The organism is Collinsella aerofaciens ATCC 25986 (assembly GCF_964259375.1).
In the GTDB taxonomy this organism is placed as follows: domain Bacteria; phylum Actinomycetota; class Coriobacteriia; order Coriobacteriales; family Coriobacteriaceae; genus Collinsella; species Collinsella aerofaciens_BO.
In genome coordinates, this window is the sequence record NZ_CAXVJM010000001.1 from 196,838 (window position 1) to 218,360 (window position 21,523).

Annotated in this window: 12 protein-coding genes; 8 read left to right on the forward strand and 4 right to left on the reverse strand. The window is 59.0% G+C overall.

What is annotated here, in order from left to right:
- The first annotated feature begins 121 nt into the window (after positions 1–121).
- Positions 122–952 carry a zinc-ribbon domain-containing protein gene (locus tag ACEXKH_RS00850; RefSeq protein ID WP_373572718.1) on the forward strand — a complete coding sequence of 277 codons (831 nt, stop codon included), beginning with the start codon at positions 122–124 and terminating at the stop codon, positions 950–952.
- 303 nt (positions 953–1,255) lie between these two features.
- On the opposite strand, the gene ACEXKH_RS00855 is transcribed toward ACEXKH_RS00850, so the two are convergent.
- On the reverse strand, positions 1,256–2,749 hold the full coding sequence (locus ACEXKH_RS00855) for an InlB B-repeat-containing protein (protein ID WP_373572719.1): 1,494 nt from the start codon (positions 2,747–2,749) through the stop codon (positions 1,256–1,258).
- 440 nt (positions 2,750–3,189) lie between these two features.
- Here ACEXKH_RS00855 and ACEXKH_RS00860 point away from each other — a divergent pair, with 440 nt between their 5' ends.
- The 7 genes from ACEXKH_RS00860 (at position 3,190) to ACEXKH_RS00890 (ending at position 17,656) form a co-directional block, all read left to right on the forward strand.
- Positions 3,190–3,822: a cyclodeaminase/cyclohydrolase family protein gene (locus ACEXKH_RS00860; protein WP_373572720.1), complete on the forward strand. Its 633-nt coding sequence runs from the start codon at positions 3,190–3,192 to the stop codon at positions 3,820–3,822.
- 2 nt (positions 3,823–3,824) lie between these two features.
- On the forward strand, positions 3,825–4,679 hold the full coding sequence (locus ACEXKH_RS00865; RefSeq protein ID WP_373572721.1) for a bifunctional 5,10-methylenetetrahydrofolate dehydrogenase/5,10-methenyltetrahydrofolate cyclohydrolase: 855 nt from the start codon (positions 3,825–3,827) through the stop codon (positions 4,677–4,679).
- A 366-nt stretch (positions 4,680–5,045) separates the two neighbouring features.
- Entirely contained in the window at positions 5,046–6,569 is a 1,524-nt protein-coding gene (locus tag ACEXKH_RS00870) for a C69 family dipeptidase (RefSeq protein ID WP_373572722.1), read from the forward strand.
- Positions 6,570–6,717: 148 nt separating this feature from the next.
- Positions 6,718–7,134 (forward strand): hypothetical protein, encoded by a 417-nt coding sequence (locus ACEXKH_RS00875; protein WP_368155735.1) that lies wholly within the window; start codon positions 6,718–6,720, stop codon positions 7,132–7,134.
- A gap of 8 nt (positions 7,135–7,142) precedes the next feature.
- Positions 7,143–8,906: an ABC1 kinase family protein gene (locus ACEXKH_RS00880; RefSeq protein WP_368155733.1), complete on the forward strand. Its 1,764-nt coding sequence runs from the start codon at positions 7,143–7,145 to the stop codon at positions 8,904–8,906.
- Positions 8,907–9,571: 665 nt separating this feature from the next.
- Positions 9,572–16,771: a DUF4430 domain-containing protein gene (locus ACEXKH_RS00885; RefSeq protein WP_373572723.1), complete on the forward strand. Its 7,200-nt coding sequence runs from the start codon at positions 9,572–9,574 to the stop codon at positions 16,769–16,771.
- A gap of 9 nt (positions 16,772–16,780) precedes the next feature.
- Positions 16,781–17,656, forward strand: a complete 876-nt coding sequence (locus ACEXKH_RS00890; protein ID WP_373572724.1) for a DUF4430 domain-containing protein — start codon at positions 16,781–16,783, stop codon at positions 17,654–17,656.
- 592 nt (positions 17,657–18,248) lie between these two features.
- Here the strand turns inward: ACEXKH_RS00890 and ACEXKH_RS00895 are convergent.
- The 3 genes from ACEXKH_RS00895 to ACEXKH_RS00905 form a co-directional block, all read right to left on the reverse strand.
- A complete protein-coding gene (locus ACEXKH_RS00895) occupies positions 18,249–18,656 on the reverse strand; it encodes a GtrA family protein (RefSeq protein ID WP_195520714.1) in 408 nt (135 codons plus the stop codon).
- A 219-nt stretch (positions 18,657–18,875) separates the two neighbouring features.
- Positions 18,876–19,271 (reverse strand): GtrA family protein, encoded by a 396-nt coding sequence (locus ACEXKH_RS00900; protein ID WP_373572725.1) that lies wholly within the window; start codon positions 19,269–19,271, stop codon positions 18,876–18,878.
- Between the two features lie 78 nt (positions 19,272–19,349).
- On the reverse strand, positions 19,350–21,266 hold the full coding sequence (locus ACEXKH_RS00905; protein ID WP_373572726.1) for a fructose-1,6-bisphosphatase: 1,917 nt from the start codon (positions 21,264–21,266) through the stop codon (positions 19,350–19,352).
- Between the last annotated feature and the right edge of the window lie 257 nt (positions 21,267–21,523).

Below are 21,523 nucleotides of genomic sequence, written 5' to 3' on the forward strand. Positions count from 1 at the left end.
TTGGGGCAGGCGCATGGGACGGTACGGCTCGGCATCGGCTTTTTCATGTTGCGCAACAGCGCCCTGGGTGGGGGCGTATAGACTTGGCTGTGACAAAAGCTAAACCACGAAAGGTCGAACGATGTTCTGTCAAAAATGCGGACAGCAAGTTCCCGATGGATCGACGTTTTGCACGCATTGCGGGGCGTCGCTTGCGGGTGGCTCCGCGCCGGCATCTGCAGGCGCTGGTCCTTCTTCTGCCCCGGGCCTAACCCAATCGATGCCGCCGGTTGCGCCTGCACCTCAAAAGCCCAAGAGCAAGGCGCCGGTCATTATCGCGGTGGCGTGTGCCGCCGTGGTACTCCTCGGGGGTGGCACGGTGTTTGCGCTCACGATGCTTAACGGGTCCAAGAGCTCAGACACGCAGATTTCGGTGATCGATACCGGGTCTTCTGACGAGAAAGATTCTTCTGCCAAGAAGAAGGATGACAAGTCCAAGGCCAAGGAGTCTTCGTCGTCGGATGGCGAGGCCGTTCCCGAGGACGAATCGGCATACTACGGCTCGGACGATTATCTGACCGATGTGCATACGTACACGAACGACCTTCACCCTTATAGCATGTCGATTCCCAATCGCTTTGAGATGGAGGATACTCCCAGCGGCAGTGGCGCCAGGTATGAGGATCCGGAGACGGGTTTTGTGATCAACCTGTTTGGCTACGTCAACATTAACGAAGAAACCGTACACGAGATGTTCGTCGACGTGGACACCTCGGGCAAGGCCGACCTCTATACCGCAGAGGGCGACAACTGGTACGTGGTCTCGTGGTGTGAGGGCGACACGATCATTTACGAAAAGACGATCGTCACGGATTCGACGATTGCCACGGCGCATCTGGAGTATTCGACTGCAAACCGCGACATGGGGTCGAAGATTATCGACACGCTGCTGCCGACGTTCCAGGTGGACTAGGCGCCCGTGCCTATAGCCGGCAATCGGAAACACCGATAGCCAGAGCTCCTGATCTGTAACCGCCCATGGATTACCTGCCTTTACTGTACGCGCGAGTGACTCGTAAGGGTGGGCCGGGTGTCCCATGTTTGGTGCGGTGGGGCGGAGCGTAGCCGGGGGCTGCGAATCTTGACGACGGACGCATCCGGTTAGTCATCGTGGGTGTCTCGCCACAGTTTTTTGTGCAAAAAGGGGTCCGCACCTTTTGCGGTGCGGACCCCTTTGCGTTGCAACAAGTTGCTGCGGCGTGTTTCGAAGTTGAAATTACTTGCGAACCTTAGACACGACAGCGCTGGCGACAAAGCAGGCGATTGCCATGATGCCCATAGCAGCGACGATGTTGGCTGAGGCGTCACCTGTGTTGGGCAGATCCTGCTTGTTTGCCTTGGTCTTATTTGCAGGCTTGTCGGAAGGCTTGTTGTCGGAAGGCTTGGGCGCGGGCTCGTCCTTCTTCCACTGGGCGTAGAGCGTTACCGGGGCTTCGAGCACAATATCGGCGCCAGCCTCGTGGCTCGTGCCGGAGCCGTCCGCGGCCGTGTTCCAGCCTGCGAAGGAATAGCCCTTGCGCGCCGGCTTATCGGCCGTGACCTTAGTCTTGGCAACGTGCTCGACGGTAGCGAAATCGGCGGTCTGCTTATCCTTGGAACCGTTCAGGTCGTAGGAGAGATCGTAGGCGCTCTCCTCGGTCGGGCCCTCCTTGTGGTGACAGTAGTTGCAGGTCTTGGTTACCTCGCGGGTCCAGGTGCCGGTGCCGGCGTCAACAGGGGCCCAGTTGGTGTAGGTGACATCGTAGGCATTGTCATGCTCACCGTCGGTGTACTCGTGGGTGACCATCTTGCCAGCGGTCCACACGAGCTTGCCGTCAATGTTGACATCGGTGCGGCCGGAGTTACTTACCGTCTCCCCGCCAAAGCCAAAGAGTTGCGAGCAGGTAATGTCGTCGCGCTCTGCCGTAACCGTAGTGCTACCCGTATTGATACCGGTAATGTTGAGGGTGTACTTGTAATTCCCCATATTCGAATCGTTGATTTTTAGCGCCTGCTTATGCTTCTTCGCACCGGGGGCCGCCTTCGTCGAGTTGAACGTGCAATTATTCACGTTAACGGTGATGTCCTGCTTGGCGGCATCGGTGTAGACGTTGATGACCTTACCGGTTGCGTTAAAGGTGCAGTTGTCAAACGTCATGACCGGCGAGCTGTACGTCCAGAGGGCATAGTCGCCAGTTGGCGGGTTGAACGTCGTGTATTTAAACTCCGCTGATTCATACCCCCAGTAGAAGGTCTTGCCGTTAATGACACAATGATCAACGACGGTCTTATTGGCACGAATGAAGCCAAGGTAGTCTGCGTTGCCGGAGCGCAGCGTCATGTTCTTGAACGTCACGGTGCCGGCGCCGTCAAAGGAGTAGTCGCCGTTGTACTCGGTGCCAAAGTTGGCAGGATCGGGTACGAGTGCACCGATGTTCCACGCGGTTTTATCGGTTCCCTGGCCCACAAAGGTGAGGTCCTTGCCTCTGGTGGTGCCTGTGGAACTCACGTTATAGAGTGTGTAGTTGCCCTCGCCGAGCACAAGGGTGTCTCCACTGGTCGCCTCCTTGGTGGCAGTGGCGACGTCTGTGTAGACGATACCGGTCCTTTGATTGGTGATGGTCACTGTTGCGCCATCTGCAAATGCTGGTGACGCGAGGCCTATCATGACAAACGCAGCGGCAACAAACGCAGCGATCGCACGATACGCCGTTCGGGTTAACGACTTCATGCTGACACTCCTTTTATTCCGGTGGCATTAACCAACATATATAGTTTAGATTCTGTAGAATCTTTTCCGGTCGTGTTAAAAATTAGATTGCCGATAAGTTAAAACCACGCAGAAAAAACGCAAGAATTTGTAAGATGTTGCAACTGTTTTTGCAACAAAATTGCGCCAGCGACAGCATTTTGGGCGGTTGCAACGCTCTCGCCTCTTGTCTTGGATTGATTGCTTGCCGACTGCGCGACGGTGCCGCTTTAGGTGGAATTATCTATTGCCGGCAATCGAAAACGACAATAGCCGAGGCTCCTGACAGCCGCTTCCTTATGGGTTAGACTGGGCTTCGAAAAATCCGATGAATGGGACAACTGCCTCCTGGCATCGTTGCCCCATTTTTATTTTGGCGTGTTATGGCCTCAACTGCCGGCGCGCCAGATAGAGGTGTTCCGATGAGCCAAGAGATGATGGACAAGACCTGCCGCGGGTTTGCCGAGGCGCTGGCCGCGCGCGAGCCGGTTCCCGGCGGCGGCAGCGCCAGCGCGTTTGTGGGAGCACTGGGTGCCTCGCTGTGCGGGATGGTTGCTCGCTATGGCGCGACCAATCCCGCGCTTGCCGATCGCGCGGACGATCTGACGCACGCGTTTGCCCAGGCGGATGAGTTGGCGCAGGAACTTGTGGGTCTGGTCGCCGAGGACGTTCGTGCGTACGGCCAGGTGTCTGCGGCATACGGTATTCCGCGCGAGGATCCGGCTCGACCGGCTGCGATTCAGGATGCGCTGCACGTGGCAGCCATGCCACCGTACCGCATTATGGATGCGTGCGGTCGTGCGCTGGCGCTGCTCGAGGACATGGCCGATAAGGGCTCGCGCCAGTTGCTGTCCGATGTGGCCTGCGGTGCCGTGTTCTGCCGTGCCGCCATGCAGGGCGCGAGCTTGACGCTCTTTGCGAACACCACGTCTATGAAGGATCGTGCCCGCGCCGAGGAGCTCGAGGCTGCATGTGACGAGCTGCTCGATACGTGGCAGCCGCGCGCCGATGCGCTGGCGCGCCGCGCCGCTGACGCCGCAAGGAAGAGGGGATAGCCATGGCTGAGTTGTTGAAGGGCGCTCCCGTTGCCCGTGCTTTGACCGAGAAGCTCGCTGCTCGCTGCGCGGCTTTGCGTGAGCGCGGCGTTGTTCCGACGCTGGCCATCGTGCGCGTGGGCGAGCGCGAGGATGACCTGTCCTACGAGCGCGGCGCCCTCAAGCGCTGCGAGAAGGTTGGCATCGAGGCTCGTCGCGTTTTGCTTCCTGCCGATGTTTCGCAAGATGAGCTGATCGCGGCTATCGAGGGCATCAATGCCGATTCGACTGTTCACGGATGCCTGATGTTTCGTCCGTTGCCCGCTGGGCTTGACGAGGATGCGGTTGCCACGGCACTCGATCCCGCCAAAGATGTTGACTCCATGACACCTGCCTCGCTGCTCACCGCGCTTTCGGGTCGTGGCGAGGGCTTTGCTCCTTGCACGGCCGAGGCCGTGCTGGCGTTGCTGGACCATTACGGCGTTGAGCTGGATGGGGCCAAGGTCGCGGTCGTCGGTCGATCGCTGGTGATTGGCCGTCCCGTTGCCGCCATGCTTACGGCTCGCAACGCTACCGTGACGACGTGCCATACGCATACGCGCGACTTGGCTGCCGAGTGCCGTTCTGCCGACATTGTTGTTGCCGCGGTTGGACGTGCGCGCACGATTGGCACGGACGCGGTTCGCGAGGGCCAGGCGATCATCGATGTGGGCATTAACTGGGACGAGGCCGCTGGCAAGCTGGTCGGGGACGTCGATTTTGATGCTGCGGAGCCGATCGTTAACGCCATCACACCCGTGCCGGGCGGCGTGGGGGCTGTAACGACGGCGATTCTCGCCAAACACGTGATCGAGGCGGCGGAGCGTGCATCGAAATAGGCGTTTTGGGCTGTTTGAGGGGTTTGACATATACCACGCGGTCAAAAAACGCCAAATATGAGTACTGTTGCCAAGATAGTCACATATGCTTTACGTCTTTTGGACTCCCTAACGATATTCATTCTCGTTGGGGAGCCCATTTTATTGAACCTATGGGGAATAACGTTGTCTTGCTTTTGGACAATTGGGGATTTCCGGCACTCATTACAAGGAAATTTGCTGCTACTAAATTGGTGACAGTACTCATATTTGGCATTTTTTGCACACAGGGGTCCCGAAGGGGTCTCGAAGAGTCGCGGTTTCGCCCTTTTTGCGCCGAAGCGATACACTGTTACCGTTTGATTTCTTCGCTCAAGGAGGACGCGCATGCCGTGCACAACGATTTTGGTTGGTAAGAACGCGAGCTACGACGGGTCGACGCTGGTTGCTCGCAACGAGGACTCGTCCAACGGGGTGTTTGAGCCCAAGCGCATGCGCGTGGTGCATCCCGACGAGCAGCCGCGTGTCTACACGAGTGTCCTGAGCCATCTGACCGTTGAGCTGCCCGACAATCCCATGCGTTACACAAGCGTCCCCGACGTCGTCCCGGGTCATGGCATTTGGGCCGAGGCCGGCTTCAACGAGCTCAATGTTGGCATGTCCGCAACCGAGACGCTTACCACCAACGAGCGCGTCCGCGGCGCCGATCCGCTCGTGGACTACGTGCCCGCCAAGGGCAACGAGGGCGAGGACGGCTATGTTCCGGCACAGCCCGGCGGTCTGGGTGAGGAGGACATGGTGACCCTGGTGCTGCCGTACGCCAAGTCTGCCCGCGACGGCGTGCGCATTCTGGGCGAGCTGCTCGAGCGCTACGGTACCTACGAGAACAACGGCATCGCCTTTAGTGACGTTGACGAGATTTGGTGGCTCGAGACCATCGGCGGGCACCACTGGATCGCCAAGCGCGTGCCCGACGACGCCTATGTGACCATGCCCAACCAGCTGGGTATCGACAGCTTTGACCTGGACGATGCCGAGGGCACCCAGGCAGATCATATGTGCTCTGCCGACCTGCGCTCCTGGATGGCCGAGTGGCATCTGGACCTGACGCTGGGCGTCGAGGGCGACGGTCCGGCTGCGGTCTTTAACCCGCGCGAGGCCTTTGGCTCGCACAGTGACAGCGACCACGTCTACAACACGCCGCGCGCCTGGTACATGCAGCGCTGCCTCAACCCCAGCGATGTGTGGGACGGTCCCGAGGCCGATTACACGCCCGAGAGCGACGACATCCCCTGGAGCCGCGTGCCCGAGCGCAAGGTGACCATCGAGGACATCAAGTACGTGCTTTCGAGCCACTACCAGGGCACGGAGTACGACTGCTACGGCAGCAAGGGTACGTCCGCCACGCGCGGCGCCTATCGTCCCATCGGCATCAACCGCAACAGCCAGCTCGCCGTGCTGCAGCTGCGTCCCTATGCGCGGCCGGCGTATCGCGCCGTGCAGTGGATGGCGTTTGGCTCCAACTCGTTTAACGCGCTCGTGCCGCTGTACGCCAACGTCGAGACCATGCCCGAGTACTATGCCGACACGCAGGCCCGCGTGACGTCCGAGAATTTCTATTGGGCAAATCGCTTGATCGGTGCCTTGGCCGATGTTCGCTTCCATGAGTGCGGTCGCGCGGTCGAGGATTATCAGGAAAAGGTCGGCGGCATGGGCCACAAGCAGATTCACGACGTTGACGCTGTCGTGGCCGCGCTGCCCGAGGCCGAGGTGCCCGCCGAGCTTGCCCGCGCCAACGAGGAGTTTGCCGAGCGCGTGCGGGTGGAGACCGATGCTCTGTTGGGCAAGGTCCTCTACACCACGAGCTGTGCCATGAAGAATTCCTTCGCGATGAACGACAATGTGAGGTAAAGCCGACCTTGCAACGAGCGAGCGGGGCAAACGCCGTCGAGGGCTTTGCCCCGCTCGATTCCTACCTTGGCGGTAAAACGATTTTGTGTCGTTCGCCCAATCTTGGGTACAAGAAGGCCAATGCAGTTGTTCATGATTGGAGCCAACCATGGTTATGAAACTCGATCAGCTTGTTAACGGTGCCATCAACGTGGGCTTCGGCGCCGCCGCCGTTGCCGTCGAGGGCGGCAAGAAGGTCCTTGACGACCTCAATACCAAGGGCGAGCAGGTCCGCAAGGATGCCGGCACCCCCGATATCGCCCGCAGCGTGTCTGACATGTTCGAGCAGGCGGGTGGCACCATCTCCGACCTGACCGAGCGCCTGGGCATGCAGGGCGAGACTGCGGCGCAGCGCGTGCTCGACGAGCTCATCCTGGCCCGCGTCCGCGTTATGACCGCCCCTGAGCGCACGGCCTTTTTGGCCCATGTGCGCGACATCGTCGATTCGGTCGAGGACAACGTGACCTCGGTGCCCGTCGAGTCCGTTGAGCCCGACGACGCAGAGGACGCCGAAGAGGCCGAGTAGCAGCGCAGATGGCAGATTCCACCACCGATTACAACAATCTAGATCCCTTGGGTGACGAGACGGCGGTTGTCGATGAGGTTGAGGCCGCCGTCTCGGGCGCTCGCAAGAAGCCGCGCGCTGTCGATATGGTCCCCGAGGAGCCCGACGCGATGGCGCCGGACGAGGAATACCAGCTCACGCCGGCAGGTCGTCGTGAGCGCATTGGGCAGATCGTTCGCCTGATCAAAAAGTATCGCGTATGGGATAACCTCACGCCGGTGCGCCTGCGTCGTCTGCTCGAAGAGCTCGGCCCCATGTTCGTTAAGATGGGGCAGATTCTGGCCAACCGCTCCGAGATTTTGCCGCAGCGGTTTTGCGACGAGCTGCGTCGCCTGCGCTCCGACGTAGAGCCGGTGCCGTATGAGGTAGTGCTCCGCTGTCTGGAAGAGGAGTACGGCCAGCGCTTGGGGCAGATGTTCGACGCGATCGACCCCAACCCGCTCGGAAGCGCGTCGCTCGCGCAAGTTCACCGTGCCCGTCTGGTGACGGGCGAGGACGTGGCCGTTAAGGTGCAGCGCCCCGGCGCGCAGCAGGTCATGGCGCAGGACATCGACATCATTCGTTCGGTGGTGCGCATCGTTTCCAAGTTCGTCAACACCGACCAGTTTGTTGACTTGCATGCCGTCGTCGAGGAACTGTGGGCCTCGTTTCGCGAGGAGACCAACTTTTTGGCTGAGGCCAAAAACCTCAACGATTTCTATGAGTTCCATAAGAGCGTCCATGGCGTGTCGTGTCCTAAGTCCTACCTGGACCTTTGCACCGAACACGTGGTGGTCATGGACTACATTGACGGCATCTCGATTGCCGATCCCGAGCGCCTGGTGGCCGAGGGCTATGACCTGGAAAAGATTGGCTCGGCGATTGTCGAGGACTATTCGACGCAGGTGCTCGATGACGGCTTTTTCCATGCCGACCCGCATGCGGGAAACATCATTCTCAAGGACGGCATCGTCTACTTTATCGACCTGGGCATGGTCGGGCGCATGTCGAGCCACGACCGCGGTATCGTTAAGGACATGATTTTCGCCGTGGCCGAGGGTGACGTTCCCAAGCTCAAGGACTCGCTTATGCGCTTTGCCGTGACGCGCGGCGACTCGGCCGAGCTTGACCATTCGGCCTTTTTGTCCGATCTGGACTTTATCGTTGCTGACTTCGCGGGTCTTGACCTTAAGGATCTTGATATCGGCGAGTTTTTGACCTCGCTGCTAAATTTGGCGCGCAAGAACGATGTTGAGCTGCCGAGCGTGGTGACGATGTTCGCCCGCGGCATGGTGACGCTCGAGGGCCTGCTGACCGAGTACATGCCCAACGTCAACATGATCCAGATCATCCAGACGCATATCAAAAACGAGAAGAGCACCTATGCGCGCGTCCGCGAAATGGGGCGCGATCTTGCCGCGAGCAGCTATCGCGCGGCAAAAGGCTCGCTCGAGGCGGCCGAGTATCTGGGCTTGGCGTCGCGCATGCTCACGCGCGGCCAGCTTAAGCTAAACACGCAGATTATGAGCAGCGATAAGGCGCTGCGGCAGCTGGGTGGAATTATCGACCGCATGTCGATGGCAATTGTGATTGCCGGTCTGTTTATCGGTTCGTCGGTGGTGTACTACGCGCGCATCGAGCCGGTTGTGTTCGGTATCCCGGTCATTGGCTTTATGGGCTACGTGAGTGCGCTGGTGCTGGCGCTGATGCTGGGCCGCGAGATCTGGCGCAACAGCCACGGCGGCAAACGGTAACGATTTTCCGGGGTCGGGGGAAACGGGTTATTTTGCCTCGCGTCGCGCCGGCGTGGGCTGGTCCGAACAAAACTATGCCGGTTTACGGGGCTGGAGTGCCGAACCTCGAGCATACCGAAATTCGCACTTTTAAAACCGCAGGTAGATGAGTCGTTGGTTTTCGAAAACGGCAGATATGGTTGCGAAGTGCTGAATCAGCCCCGTAATCCGGCATAGTTTTGAAACGAGCTGTTCTTGCAAGGTCCGACGTCAGTCCTTCCTATTGCAAACCATAGTTTTTACCTTGGGCTTCGCCTGCGTGCGGGGCCCTTTTGCGTGCTACCATATCGACAGTAATAATCGATGGCCTAGATGGTGGTGCGGAGACGCACGAATGCGCAGTTTTCCTGCGCGTTTGGGAGAATCGGGGTGCAAGTCCCCGGCTGTACCAGTAACCGTAATTCCTCTTGGCCCGGGATGTTCACGTCGCAGATCGGACGGCGCGCCCGGGTCGGTAAGGTTAAGTCGGATCGCCTCCCATCTTGCACGCGACCGCGGCGCATGCTGCCGGTACGCGTTGGGCTCTGGAGGGAAGGGGGACCCCGATGGGGGTACTCAAGCGCGATATGCGCGATGACGTGGGGCAGCCGCTGGGCAATGCTCCAAGTTCAGACAATAGGAGACAAATGGATATGTTTGAAGACGAGCGCCAGCGTGCCTCGTGGCGTCGCCATGGAGCGATTGCCCGTGGCGTAGCCAAGCGCGGTCTGGTTGCATTCTTGGCGTTTGCCATGGCTTTTGGCACCACGCCGGCGCAACTTTGGGCCGAGGGCGCCGAGGGCATTGCCGAGGCCGTGGCCCAGACTGCGACGGGCGGCGAGGGCACGGCGGCCGACGAGGGCACTGCTGCCGGCGCCGACGCGAACGGTGCTGCCGTGGAGGACGGCACGGGTACCAGTGACGCTGCGGCCGGTCAGGGTGCAACTTCGGGCGCCGCGAAGGGCGATGACGCCGCAGGTGATGCGGCTGATTCCGGCAGTTCCACCGCGATGCCTGCTGTCGCTTCGGAGCAGGGCGAGCCGAAGGCCGCTGCCGCTTCTGCCACGACGCTTTCCAGCGTGGCCAGGGTCTGCATCCAGGACACCAAGGATGAGAACTACTCGTATTCCACGAAGTCCGGCGCGCTCAATGCGGGTGATACGCTCTGGGCCAATATGTACGATAAGGATGAGGACGACTACTACAGTTCGGCTTATTCCGTCTCCAATCCTGGCACCTGGACTTACACCTGGCTCGCCGGCACGACCAGGGCCAGCAGCAATGTCGCCGACTACACCGAGGTCGTAGGCCACGAGCAGTCGCTCACCGTCACCGCCGCGATGGAAGGCAAATACTTCATCTGCAAGGTGACCGCGGACGATAAGGACTACTACGGTCCGTCCGTCTCTGATGGCTCGGGCATCAATGCCAACTTCATCCCCGGTCCCGTGTTGGGCGCCGGGCAGATGGAGCTTAGCAGCGTCAAGCTCAGTAGCGACACGCCGAGCATGGGCGATACCCTTACGGCGACTCCGTACAAGGATTGGTCGAGCCCCGCGGGCTCCGACGCCAAGGTTACCTACACGTGGTCCACATCCACCTCGCAGTCCTCGGGCTTCACCAAGATCGAGGGCGCGACGGGCGCTTCCCTCACGGTAACCGATGACCTCGAGGGCAAGTACATTAAGGTCGAGGCCACTGCCGGCGTCAACACGGTGAGCAAGACCACTTCCAGCAAGGTCAAACAGGCCGGTGCGGTCGAGATTTCGGCCGTGTCCATCATCAACACCAAGGACAACACGAGTGTCTTTGCGGTGGGGGATACCGCTAAGGCCCGCGCCAAGGAGAAGGGCGGCGCGTACGGCGCATTCGTCGACGCGAGCAAGCTCAACTATCAGTGGCAGTGCTCTGGCACCAAGAGTGGCACGTATACCGACATTGCGGGCGCTACGGGTGAGACCCTCGAGCTAACCGATGCTTTGGGCGGCAAGTACCTCAAGTGCAAGGTGTCTTCGAAGATCGGCTCTTCGAGCTTGACCAACTCGACGGGTGCTCTCGTTGCTGCCGCCGGTTCAATTAATGTCACGAGCGTGACCATGAGCCCGACTTCGGGCAAAGTCGAGGTTGGCTCCACGATTACGGCGACCGCCAAGGTGGGTTCCACCGACGTTACCACCGATTCGCATGTCACGTGGCAGTGGTATAAGGGCACCTCGAGATACGCGAGCTCGTGCAACACGCCTATCGAGGGCGAGACCGGCAGCACCTTGACGGCGACCGCCGCCCTTAAGGGCTACTACGTCGTGGCTAAGGCCAATGGCGGCTATGGCGAGCAGAAGCCGTACTATGCGGCGGGTCCTGTGTCCGTCGCTGGCCAAGTTGAGCTTTACGACGTACAGTTTGAGGGCTCTCCCGCCACCAACGGCGTGCACGTGGGCGATACGCTCAAGACCAAGGTGCGCAAAAAGGACGGCTCGAACTGCAGTTATATCGAACGTACCGATAATGTGACCTATCAGTGGCAGTATGCAAATACCAGCTCGAGCTACGACTCCGCTTATACCGATATCCCCGGTGCCACCGAGGCCACCTATACCGTTGACGCCGCCTATGCCGGCAAGTATCTGCGCGTGAAGGTGACAAGCGAAAATACCGTTTTCAGCACGCAGAAGAAGAGCTCGTACAGCGGCACGCAGTCTATTGCTCCGCTTGGTCCCGTAACGCTTAAGGGCCAATACAAGCTGGCGGGCATCGAGCTTGCCGAAAAGAACGTTACGCTGAGCGTGGGTTCAAAGATCACGCCGAGCGTGCAAGTGCCGGGAAGCTGGTCGGGCTCGACCAAGGACGTGCCCGATGATGCCGACCTCACCATGGCGTGGTACGCCAAGGGCGAGGGCGATGCCGACTGGACCGAGCTTACCGACGGCATCGATACGACCGATGGTAGCCTGACCATTTCGGACGTGCTTGTTGGCAAGCGCATCAAAGTTACGGCGAACGCCCTCGACAACACCGTTGAGTGGGTTTCGCCCGATAGCGTCACCGCGGCGGGGGAGTATAGCCTGCTGCGCGTGATCACTACGCCGCAGATCAATAGCGATTCGACCCATCTCGTTTCGGGCGATAGCGTCAAGGCGACGGCGCAGGCTAAGCGCGCTGACGGTTCGACCACCAACGGCATTGACGTGACCGCTCAGGCGACTGTTGCCTGGTATGCGGCGGACGATGCGAAGGCTTCGGCGGCCGACTGGACGCTGCTGTCCGATATGTCGGGCGCCGAGGCGACGGTCTCGGCTTCTGCCGCGGGCAAGTATCTGAAGGCTGTCGCCACGAGCGGCAGCTCGACGGTCGAGCTCGTCTCCGCCAACCCCGTGATCGCCGCAGGCTCTCTTGAGGCCGCAGTTCAAAAGCTCAACGATTCCAATAAGCAGATCTCCGTTGATTACAGCGCTAAGGGCGGCAACGTTAACGACGCGCTGAAGGCGCAGCTTGCCGATCTGGGATTTACCGACGTTGACGTTAAGGTCTCCGAGGGTGGCGTGCTCTTTAAGGCCGAGGATGCTAAGGCCACGGTCGGCATCTCCGACGCCCAGGATAAGACCAACGGCGATGTGACGTTCTTCTACGTCGACCCCAACGACTACACCGGTTACAACATCGACGGTCTGCGTAGCGCCGATGTGGTGTTTGAGCTGTCGCGCGATGGCAAGACTGAGCCTTACCAGCCCAACAAGTCGGTACAGGTTGCTTGGGACGAGGCTAAGCTGCAAGACCTTCTTGACAGTGCTGCCGAATCCCTGCAGATTGGCTACGCGTCGGGCGAGTCCGCCGATGGCGTGACCCAAAATGTCACGCTTCCGTACAAGGCGGGTTCCGCAAAGAAATTCTCTGTTGAATGGACAAGCTCCGACACCGAGCGCCTGTTTGTTTCTGGTTATAGCTGGGAAGATAAGACGGGAAAGGTTTCGCGCGCATCGAGCGATCGAGACGTGACGCTGACCGCCAAGGTTACGGTTACGAGCGGCGACATCAAGCTTGCCGGCTCGCATGACTTTGTCGTGACGGTCAAGGGTGATCCTGAGAAGGTCGCCGCCGACAAGAAGGCACTGCAGGAGAAGGTCGATGCGGCCTTTACCTACGACAATATCAAGTACTTCGGCACCGAAACGCCCGCCAACAAGGACGGCTTGACCGCCGACCTGCAGATGCCGCGCACGAGTACGCTCAATATCGACGGCAAGTATTACGAGGTCAAGTACTCTGCCAGCACCGATGACATTACGTTCAACGGCTACAAGGGCACGGTCTATCAGCCGCTGCCTGGCACCGAGGCGGCGAAGACCAAGATTACCCTCACGGTGACCGATAAGTCCAACGCCGAGGTCACGGCAAGCAAGACCCTCGACTTTGCGATTGCCCCGCAGGACCAGGACGAGCTCGATACCGAGCTTTCTCTTATGGAAAAGGCGAAGGCCGGCTATGCTGCCGCCATTCTGAATGGCCAGGACGCCAATGCCGTTTCGGCCGACATGCACGCGTTCCAGAAAGCGTATCTGGATGCTGACGGCAACCTTGCCTGGAGCTACAACAAGGCAACGACCGATTCGACGTCCCTTGGTATTGTTCCGGTGGATTTGCCTGGCTATGACGCGATGTCCGGGCAGGATTGGCGTCTGTTTAAGTCGAGCAACAGCTCTATTGTCTCCGCAGAGAATCTCAAGGTCACGCAGCCGCAGTACAACACGAAGGTTGTCGTTTCCTCGCGCCTGACGAGCGAGAAGTACGCTCGCTATGCTGAGCGCTATCCCGACAATGCCACGTATGCCAAGCTTGCCAACCAGGACGTATCGGCAAAGATTACGGTTCTGGGCACGAGCGGCCAAAATAGTCCCGAGGTTACGGCGACATGCTCCGTCATTGGCATCGATGCCAAGGGCAAGCAGCAGACGTGGGCTGCCGCCTCGCAGTACACGCTCAAGAATGGCTCGACTGCCGCCGATCTTTCCGAGGAGCTCTTTAAGCAGGCCGGCCTCAAGGCCGACTACGATCCCAACGGCGCTTGGGGCTGGGTGCTCAACTCCATTACGTCGCCTTTCGAAGCCGATCGCACCCTTGCATACGACCATGCTACGGGCGCCTATTGGCAGCTGTTCATCAACGGCACGGCTGCGTCGGTTGGCGCTGGCAAATACACTCTCGAAGCGGGCGACTCTGTCGTCTGGTGCTACTCGAAGTACGGTGACGCTGCGCCCACCGACCAGCTTTCGGTAAGCTGCACCGTTATCGGCCAGGATGCTTCAGGTGCTCAGCAAACGTGGGCTCAGCCTACGACAGCGCTGGTGGAAGAGGGCGCAACTGCTGCCGATCTTTCCGAGCAGGTCTTTAAGCAGGCCGGCATTGGCGCCGACACGGGCAAGGGCTCGTACGGTTGGTTCCTCAATTCTCTGACGTCACCGTTCAATAAGAACGTGACGCTTTCGACCGAGCAGGTTAACGAGAGTACCTGGAAATACTGGCAGTTCTTTGTCAACGGCAAGAAGGCCAATGTCGGCGCAGGCAACTACACGCTCAAGGCCGGCGATGAGATTACCTGGGTCTATGGTTCCGATGGCACCATGCCCGGTCAAGTTTCTGTCTCGATGGAGATCATCGGCAAGAAGGGCGATAAGGCACAGCGCTGGACCGATCCTTCGACGCAGGTGTTTGTTGAGGGCACGACGATCAAGGACGCCACTGCCGCCTATTTTGATGCCCTTGGCATCGAATCTGAGATGTACGACCAGCAGGGCTATTGGGGTGTCCATAGCCTCGTCTCTCCGGTTGATCGTACCAAGCTGTCTGGTGCCTGGTCGTTCTTTGTCAACGGTGTTCCTGCTAATCAGCTTGACAATGACTACGTTGTCAAATCGGGCGACACGATCGTCTGGGCTTATGCTGCTGGCGATACGGTTCCCAATCCCGACGAGGTCGTAGTCAATCCGAGCGCCCCGCGTCCGTCCGGTTGGAAGTCCGATTGGGATGGCAAGTCCAATGCGGCGGTCGAGAACGTTTCGACGCCTACGGGTGCGCTAGCGAGCTCCTGGACGTTCGATTGGAAGGCGTATTCTGGTTCGGCGTATCCCAACGCGAGTGAACCTATCGTCGTGAACGGCAACGTGTATCTTGCCGTCAACAAGCGTTTGCTAAAGATTGACGCCGAGTCGGGCAAGGTCCTTGACGAGTCGAATCTTAAGGCTGCGGTCGGTTACACCTCGCGCCCGATTTATGCGAACGGTTTGGTTATCGTTCCGCTTGACGGCGGTGCGGTCCAGGCCCTGACGGCTGACGCGCTCACAACGGTTTGGGTCACTGACTCCGTGAACAAGACTGCTCAGTCGAATTCTCAGCTGACGGTTGATGGCAATTACCTCTATGTCGGCACCGTTGATGTCGACTATGGAAAGGGTACGTACAATAACGGTCATCTGACGCGTATTAATATCCTGACCGGCGCTGTTTCTTGGCAGCATGTTAATCCTGATGAGGGCTATTACTGGACAGGCGCGACGGTGGGCGATGACTATGTCTTGGTTCCCACCAGTGCTGGTACCGTCGAGATGCTCAGCAAGTCAACGGGTGATGTGCTCGGCAGCGTTTCGGTTGGAGCGATTGTCAACTCCACCTGCGTGCTTTCGGATGATGGCAGCCATGCCTATCTGATCTCGCGCGACGGCAAGCTGCACGTGTTGGCGATTTCTGATGGCGACTCACGCGATGCGGATGCCGCTTCGCGTATTACCGAGGAGCGCGTAGTTGACCTTGGCCTTACCGGCTGCGCGTGCGTGCCTACGACGTATGATGGCAAGCTGATTGTTGGCGGCGAGGTTGCTGGCGGCTCTGCGCTAGCGATTGTTGATCCGGCCAACGACTTTGGCAAGACGCTGGTTTCGTCTGCCGATGGCTCTGCGCTTCCTACAGGTGGCATCAAGGGCGCTCCGCTGGTGAGTGTCCAGGGCGAAGACGCGTATGTCTACTTCACGGTTAACTACGGCGAGAGCCCTGATTTCGTTAACTACACCTCGGGCGGTGGCGTATATCGTTACAAGTTGGGTGACGCTGGGGCTTCTGGTGTGTTTAGCGCAACAGGCCACAACAACTACTGTGACTCGCCAATCGCTTGTGATGCCCAGGGCAACTTGTACTACATCAACGACTCTGGCACGCTGTTCAAGCTGAATGCTGGCGTTAAGGTTTCGTTTAGCGCTGGCGAGGGGTCCAAGGTCGATTTTCAGACTACGGCCGCCAACGGCTCTATCGCCAAGCCTGCCGATCCGACACGCGAGGGCTACACCTTCGCTGGTTGGTATACCGACGAGGCTTGTACGGAGGCGTATGACTTTAGCGTTGCGGTGACGGCCGATATGACGCTGTATGCCAAGTGGATCAAGAATGCCGTTAACCCTGGCGGTAACGGCGGCTCTGGCTCCAACGGCGGCAATGGCGGCTCGGGTAATGCCGGTGCTGGTTCTGGCTCCGGCAACGGCACAAACGGCCAGCAGAGCGGCGGCGCTGTTTCGCCTGGGCAGAAGCCGGTGTCTACCACGACTACGACCGAGACCAAGGACGGCAAGGATTCCAAGAAGGATTCCGACAAGTCCGACAAGAAGGACAACAAGAAGTCTGATAAGAAGTCCAGCAAGTCCGGCTCCAAGTCCGATACGGGCGCGGCCGCCACGACTACCGCTAAGAAGTCCGCTGAGGCTCCTGTGCAGCAGTCTGGCTTCAATCCGCTTGCCATCGTTGGTGTTGCGGCCGGCGTAATCGGCCTTGCCGTCATCGGTGTGTTCGTATTCACCAAGCGTCGGTAGGTGAGGGCTATGTCCAATAAGCCACAGGACGCCGACTCCAAACAACTCGACTCGTCGTTCATTCAGCTCGACGATGCAAAGCAAAAGGGCGCCGCTTCGGCGGCGTCCGCCCCTCGGCGCAAGGCGCTTTTTGGCGCCCTGACGGCCGTCTGCATTGCGCTGATTGTCGTCTCGCTGGGCTTTGTTCACCCTTCCGTCAGCGGTGCATGGTCCATTGATTGGATCGCTCAGGCTGTGACAGGGGAGAGCGTCGTTGCCAAGGATGCGTCGGTTTCCGGCTCGACTACCGCTTCGGGTAAGACTGGAGTCAAGGGCTCAAAATCTTCGGATGATGCGAGCTCTGAGTCCAAGGATTCGGACGAATCCGACTCCAAGGACGATTCCGAGTCTTCGGACAAGGACTCGAAAGAGAAGAAGTCCGAAGGCAAGGGCGGCAAGAAGTCCGGGGATAAATCGGGTTCGCAGAATTCTGAGTCCACTGGCGGATCGAGCGCTTCTGACGGCTCATCTTCGGGCGGGGGATCGACGACCGGCGGTGGCGCCTCTGCGGACAGCCAGGGCGGCTCGCAGCAGCCTGGCTACGTCACGGTGACGGTCTCGGTCACATCGAGTGCCGTAGGCAATCCTGTGTCTTCTAGCGGTACGTTCACCTTCAACGAGGGCGCCACGGTCTATGACGCCCTGTGTGCGCTGGGGCTTTCCGTCAATGCGCACGGCTCGTCGTACGGCACGTATGTCGCCGCCATTGGCGGTTTGGCCGAGAAGGAGCACGGCGGCACGAGCGGCTGGATGTACTCCGTTAACGGCGTAACGCCCAATACGGCCTGCAGCAACTACGTTCTCAAAAACGGCGACAACGTAGTCTGGTATTACGTTACAGGCTAGAGGCCTCGACATAACACGCCAAACGGGCGGTTCGGACTAACATCCGAGCCGCCCGTTTTCATGCGAATGGGACGCCGTTTCCCAATCGAGGCTCAACCGGAAATTGCATCCCACTCCGAAGGCGAATTCCGGGACGCAGTTTCCGCATCAGCATCCATTAGGAAAGCGCATCCCGTTCTGGACATCAATTACGGGATGCGCTTTCCGTTTCGGCATCCGCGGGAAACTACGTCCCGGAATCCCGGCTCAGACCGGGATACAGTTTCCCGATGAGGCGGGTTTCGGAAAGCGTGTCCCGCTCTGAGGGCTCATTCCGGGATGGATTTTCCGCATGGGGCTCATCTGGAAACTGCGTCCCGTTCTGCTGACTGAATCCGGGACACAGTTTCCGCTAGGACGGCGTTGCGGAAGCTGCATCCCATTCTGAGGCTGCAATCTGGGATGCAGTTTCCGCGGGGCGCCCCTAGGGAAACTGTGCCCCATTCCGACGCTGCAGCCCGCCTCGTACGCCTTCCTCGGCAGGCTCTGTAAACAAAAAGCCGGTTGGAACGTGAATTCCAACCGGCTGCGAAGCGAGGTTATGTTGGGCCGTCTACGACTGCGCGCCTTCGAGGAAGAAGCGACGGCTAAAGTAGTTGTACCAGGTGACCAGGAACGTGGCGATGGCCTTCATGGCCTGGTAGCCGATGCTCAAAAACGTGACGCCCACAAACATGTACAGGTCGTTGAGACCCAGACCAATCACCGACAGGATGGTGAAGATCGTGAACTCGCGCTTGCGGCTCATGCCCTCGCGATGGTCGAACACGTACTTCATGCTGAGCCAGTAGTTGACCACGACGGACGTGATAAACGAGATCGTGGTGCTCATCAGAAAGTCGAGATGGAACAGCTCGACGAGCGCAATGAGCATGCCCCAGTCGATGCCAAAGGAGATAAGACCCACGACAGCGAACTTGAGGAATTGCTTAGTATGAGGTTGTGCCAGTGCCTTGCGCACGTAATCACATCCAATGCGTTGACGAATCGAGCAGAGGATACTTTAGAGCTTTTGCAAGGGAAACGTAAGGGCTTTGCCAAGAACTATACGAACTCGTCAAATTTGCAAGAGACAATCCGCAAACGTCGTAAATCCTTCCGTAAACGAGCAAGGCCCACGAACAACGCAGCGCTCGACGCACGTCGTCCGTGGGCCCTGTAGTGCAACGAGGAGGCCGAGCTACTTGGTCTCCTCGCCCTCCAGGAAGATCTTTCGGGTCACAAAGTTGTAGACCATAACAAGCGCGGTGGCGCAAATCTTGGCGATATTGGCCTCGAGCCCCAGGCCGGCGTTGAGCGCCAGCACGATACCGTCGTTGAGGGCCAAACCGATCACGGACAGCACGACAAAGATGATGAACTCGCGGCGGCGGCTCATTCCCTCCTTGTGCGCAAACACGTACTTCATGCTCGCGACGTAGTTAAAGATGAGCGAGATGATAAAGCCGCTGGTATTGGCGATCAGGATGTTAAGGCCCAGACCGTAGTGGAGCAGATTCATGATGCCAAAGTCGATGACGGTGGCAACGACGCCGACGACGCCAAACTTCATGATCTGCGCAAGGAGCTTTTGCATGGTACCTGCCTTAGGGTGGCGCCGGAGCGCCGCGGGGATGACGAACTCAGCAAGTTTAGCCAATCCCCGCAGGCGGGGCTAGGCGCGCTCCTCGATAGCACCGTTTCTATATGCATCGAGCAGTTGGCGTAGGTCCTGGATTTGGCTGCGGATCTTGGCACCCGTATCGGTGTCGCTCACCATGCGGCGGCGGTCGGCCTCGTCAAAGCGGTTGGTCTCGCTCTCGATGTCTACATTGCGGGTAAGTGCTTCGGCAACCGTGGTAAAGGCTTGGTGAGACTTAAGACGACATCCGCGAGAACTGGAGATAAGCGTGTAGCCGGCGATGCCCGTCTTGGGATGGTAGGCGCGGCAGAAGCCACCATCGATGACCAGCAGCTTGCCCTCGGCGCGGATGGGCTGCTCGCCCTTGGTGGTCTTGACGGGCGTATGGCCATTGATGATGTGACCGGTCGGCGAACATGCCATGGGGGCAACGCCGAACTCGCGCATGATGTCGTCGCAGACCGAGGGCGACTTGGTTAGCGTAAAGTACGGGTCCATCGGCTCGACCCAGGTGCTCTTATCGGCGATATAGGCGCGCTCAAAGGTACGTACCAGGCGTCCGCTGGCGGGTGAGTTAAAGCCGATCCACAGGTACCACATCCAGTCGAGGGCATCGCGGTCGCCGACGCGCCAGGCTCGGCGGGCGATATGGTCGCAAAAATCGAGATAATCGCGGCCTGCGTGCCAGGTGCCCAGGCAGTTCATGCTGCTAAAGGTACCATCCTCGTTGAGCGGCACGCAGCCATGGAACAGCAGATTGCCGTTGGTGACCTTGTACATCGAGCCGTGGGTGTAGAGGAAATCGATATGGCGATGCAGGTGATCGGCGGTGACAAACTCGGACACGAGCTTGTCGATGATGTGTTGCTCCTGGGGCGTGAGCGTGTAGGGGTCCGTCGGGTCGACGGTGGGGAAGTCGTTGGTCGTGAGCGGCCACACGCTGCCGTCGGCGAGCGTGACTGTGCCGGTGTCGTGGTCGATCTTGTCGAGCAGCAGACGGTCGGCCATGTCGAACTCGGGGTGACGCTGGATAATCTGGCCCTCGAGTTTAAAGAGCAGCACGTTGATGGCCTTGATCAGCGGGCTGATGGACTCGCCGGCGGAATAGGTGGCATCGGCAAAGGCGACGAGCTCGCGCAGCGAGATGCCGTAGTCGTTCTCGAGGATCTCGTAGTTGTCGTAGCGCAGGTTGTTGCGCAGCACCGTGGCGATGCAGGCAGGCTCGCCGGCAGCGGCGCCCATCCACAGCAGGTCGTGGTTGCCCCACTGAATGTCGAGCGAATGATAGGTAAGCAGACGGTCCATAATCTTGGCCGCGCCGCCACCGCGGTCGAAGATGTCGCCCACCAAGTGCAGGTGGTCGACGGCGAGGCGCTTGATGAGCGAGGCGAGCGACTCGATAAAGTCGTCGGCGCTGGCGGTCTCCAAGATGGATTCGATAATGCGCTCGTGATAACGCACGCGGTAGTTGTTCTCGTCTGGATGCGTGTGCAGCAACTCGTCGATGATGTAGGCGTAATCGCGCGGGATGGCCTTACGCACCTTGGAGCGGGTATAGCGGCTCGAAAGCGAGCGCGCAACCATGATGAGCTGGTCGAGCATTGTCTTGTACCAGGTGGGGGAGTCCTCGTGCTGGCTGCGGACCAGCTCGATCTTCTCGCGCGGGTAGTAGATGAGCGTGCACAGCTCGCCCTTTTCGTCAAAGGTGAGCGTGTCGCCAAAGATCTCGTCGACATGTTCGCGCACGACGCCCGAGCAGTTGTTGAGGATGTGCATAAAGGCTTCGTACTCGCCGTGCACGTCGCTCATAAAATGCTCGGTGCCTTTGGGCAGGTTGAGAATGGCCGAGAGATTGATAATTTCGGTAAACGCGGATTGCTCGGTGGGAAATTGTCTCGACAGCAGACGCAGATACTTAAAGTCTTGCGGATTGCGATCGAATGCGACCATGAAGCACCTTCCGATATGGTTGGTAAAACTGATAAAACAGCGTCAAGCGTTTACCAGTATGCGCCGGCTTTGTTTCGATTTTGCGCCGGCGGCTGAATTGTCAGCTGAACGGTTTGCTAAATCGATTTAGTTGAGGTTGATGTGTCGGTTAAGTGGAGACGAAGGGCGTGATTTTGCCCATGCTGGCCCATGGCGGGGATGGGGATGTTCATGATAAAGATATTCAATACAAATGGTTCGTATTGGTAAATAGTGGA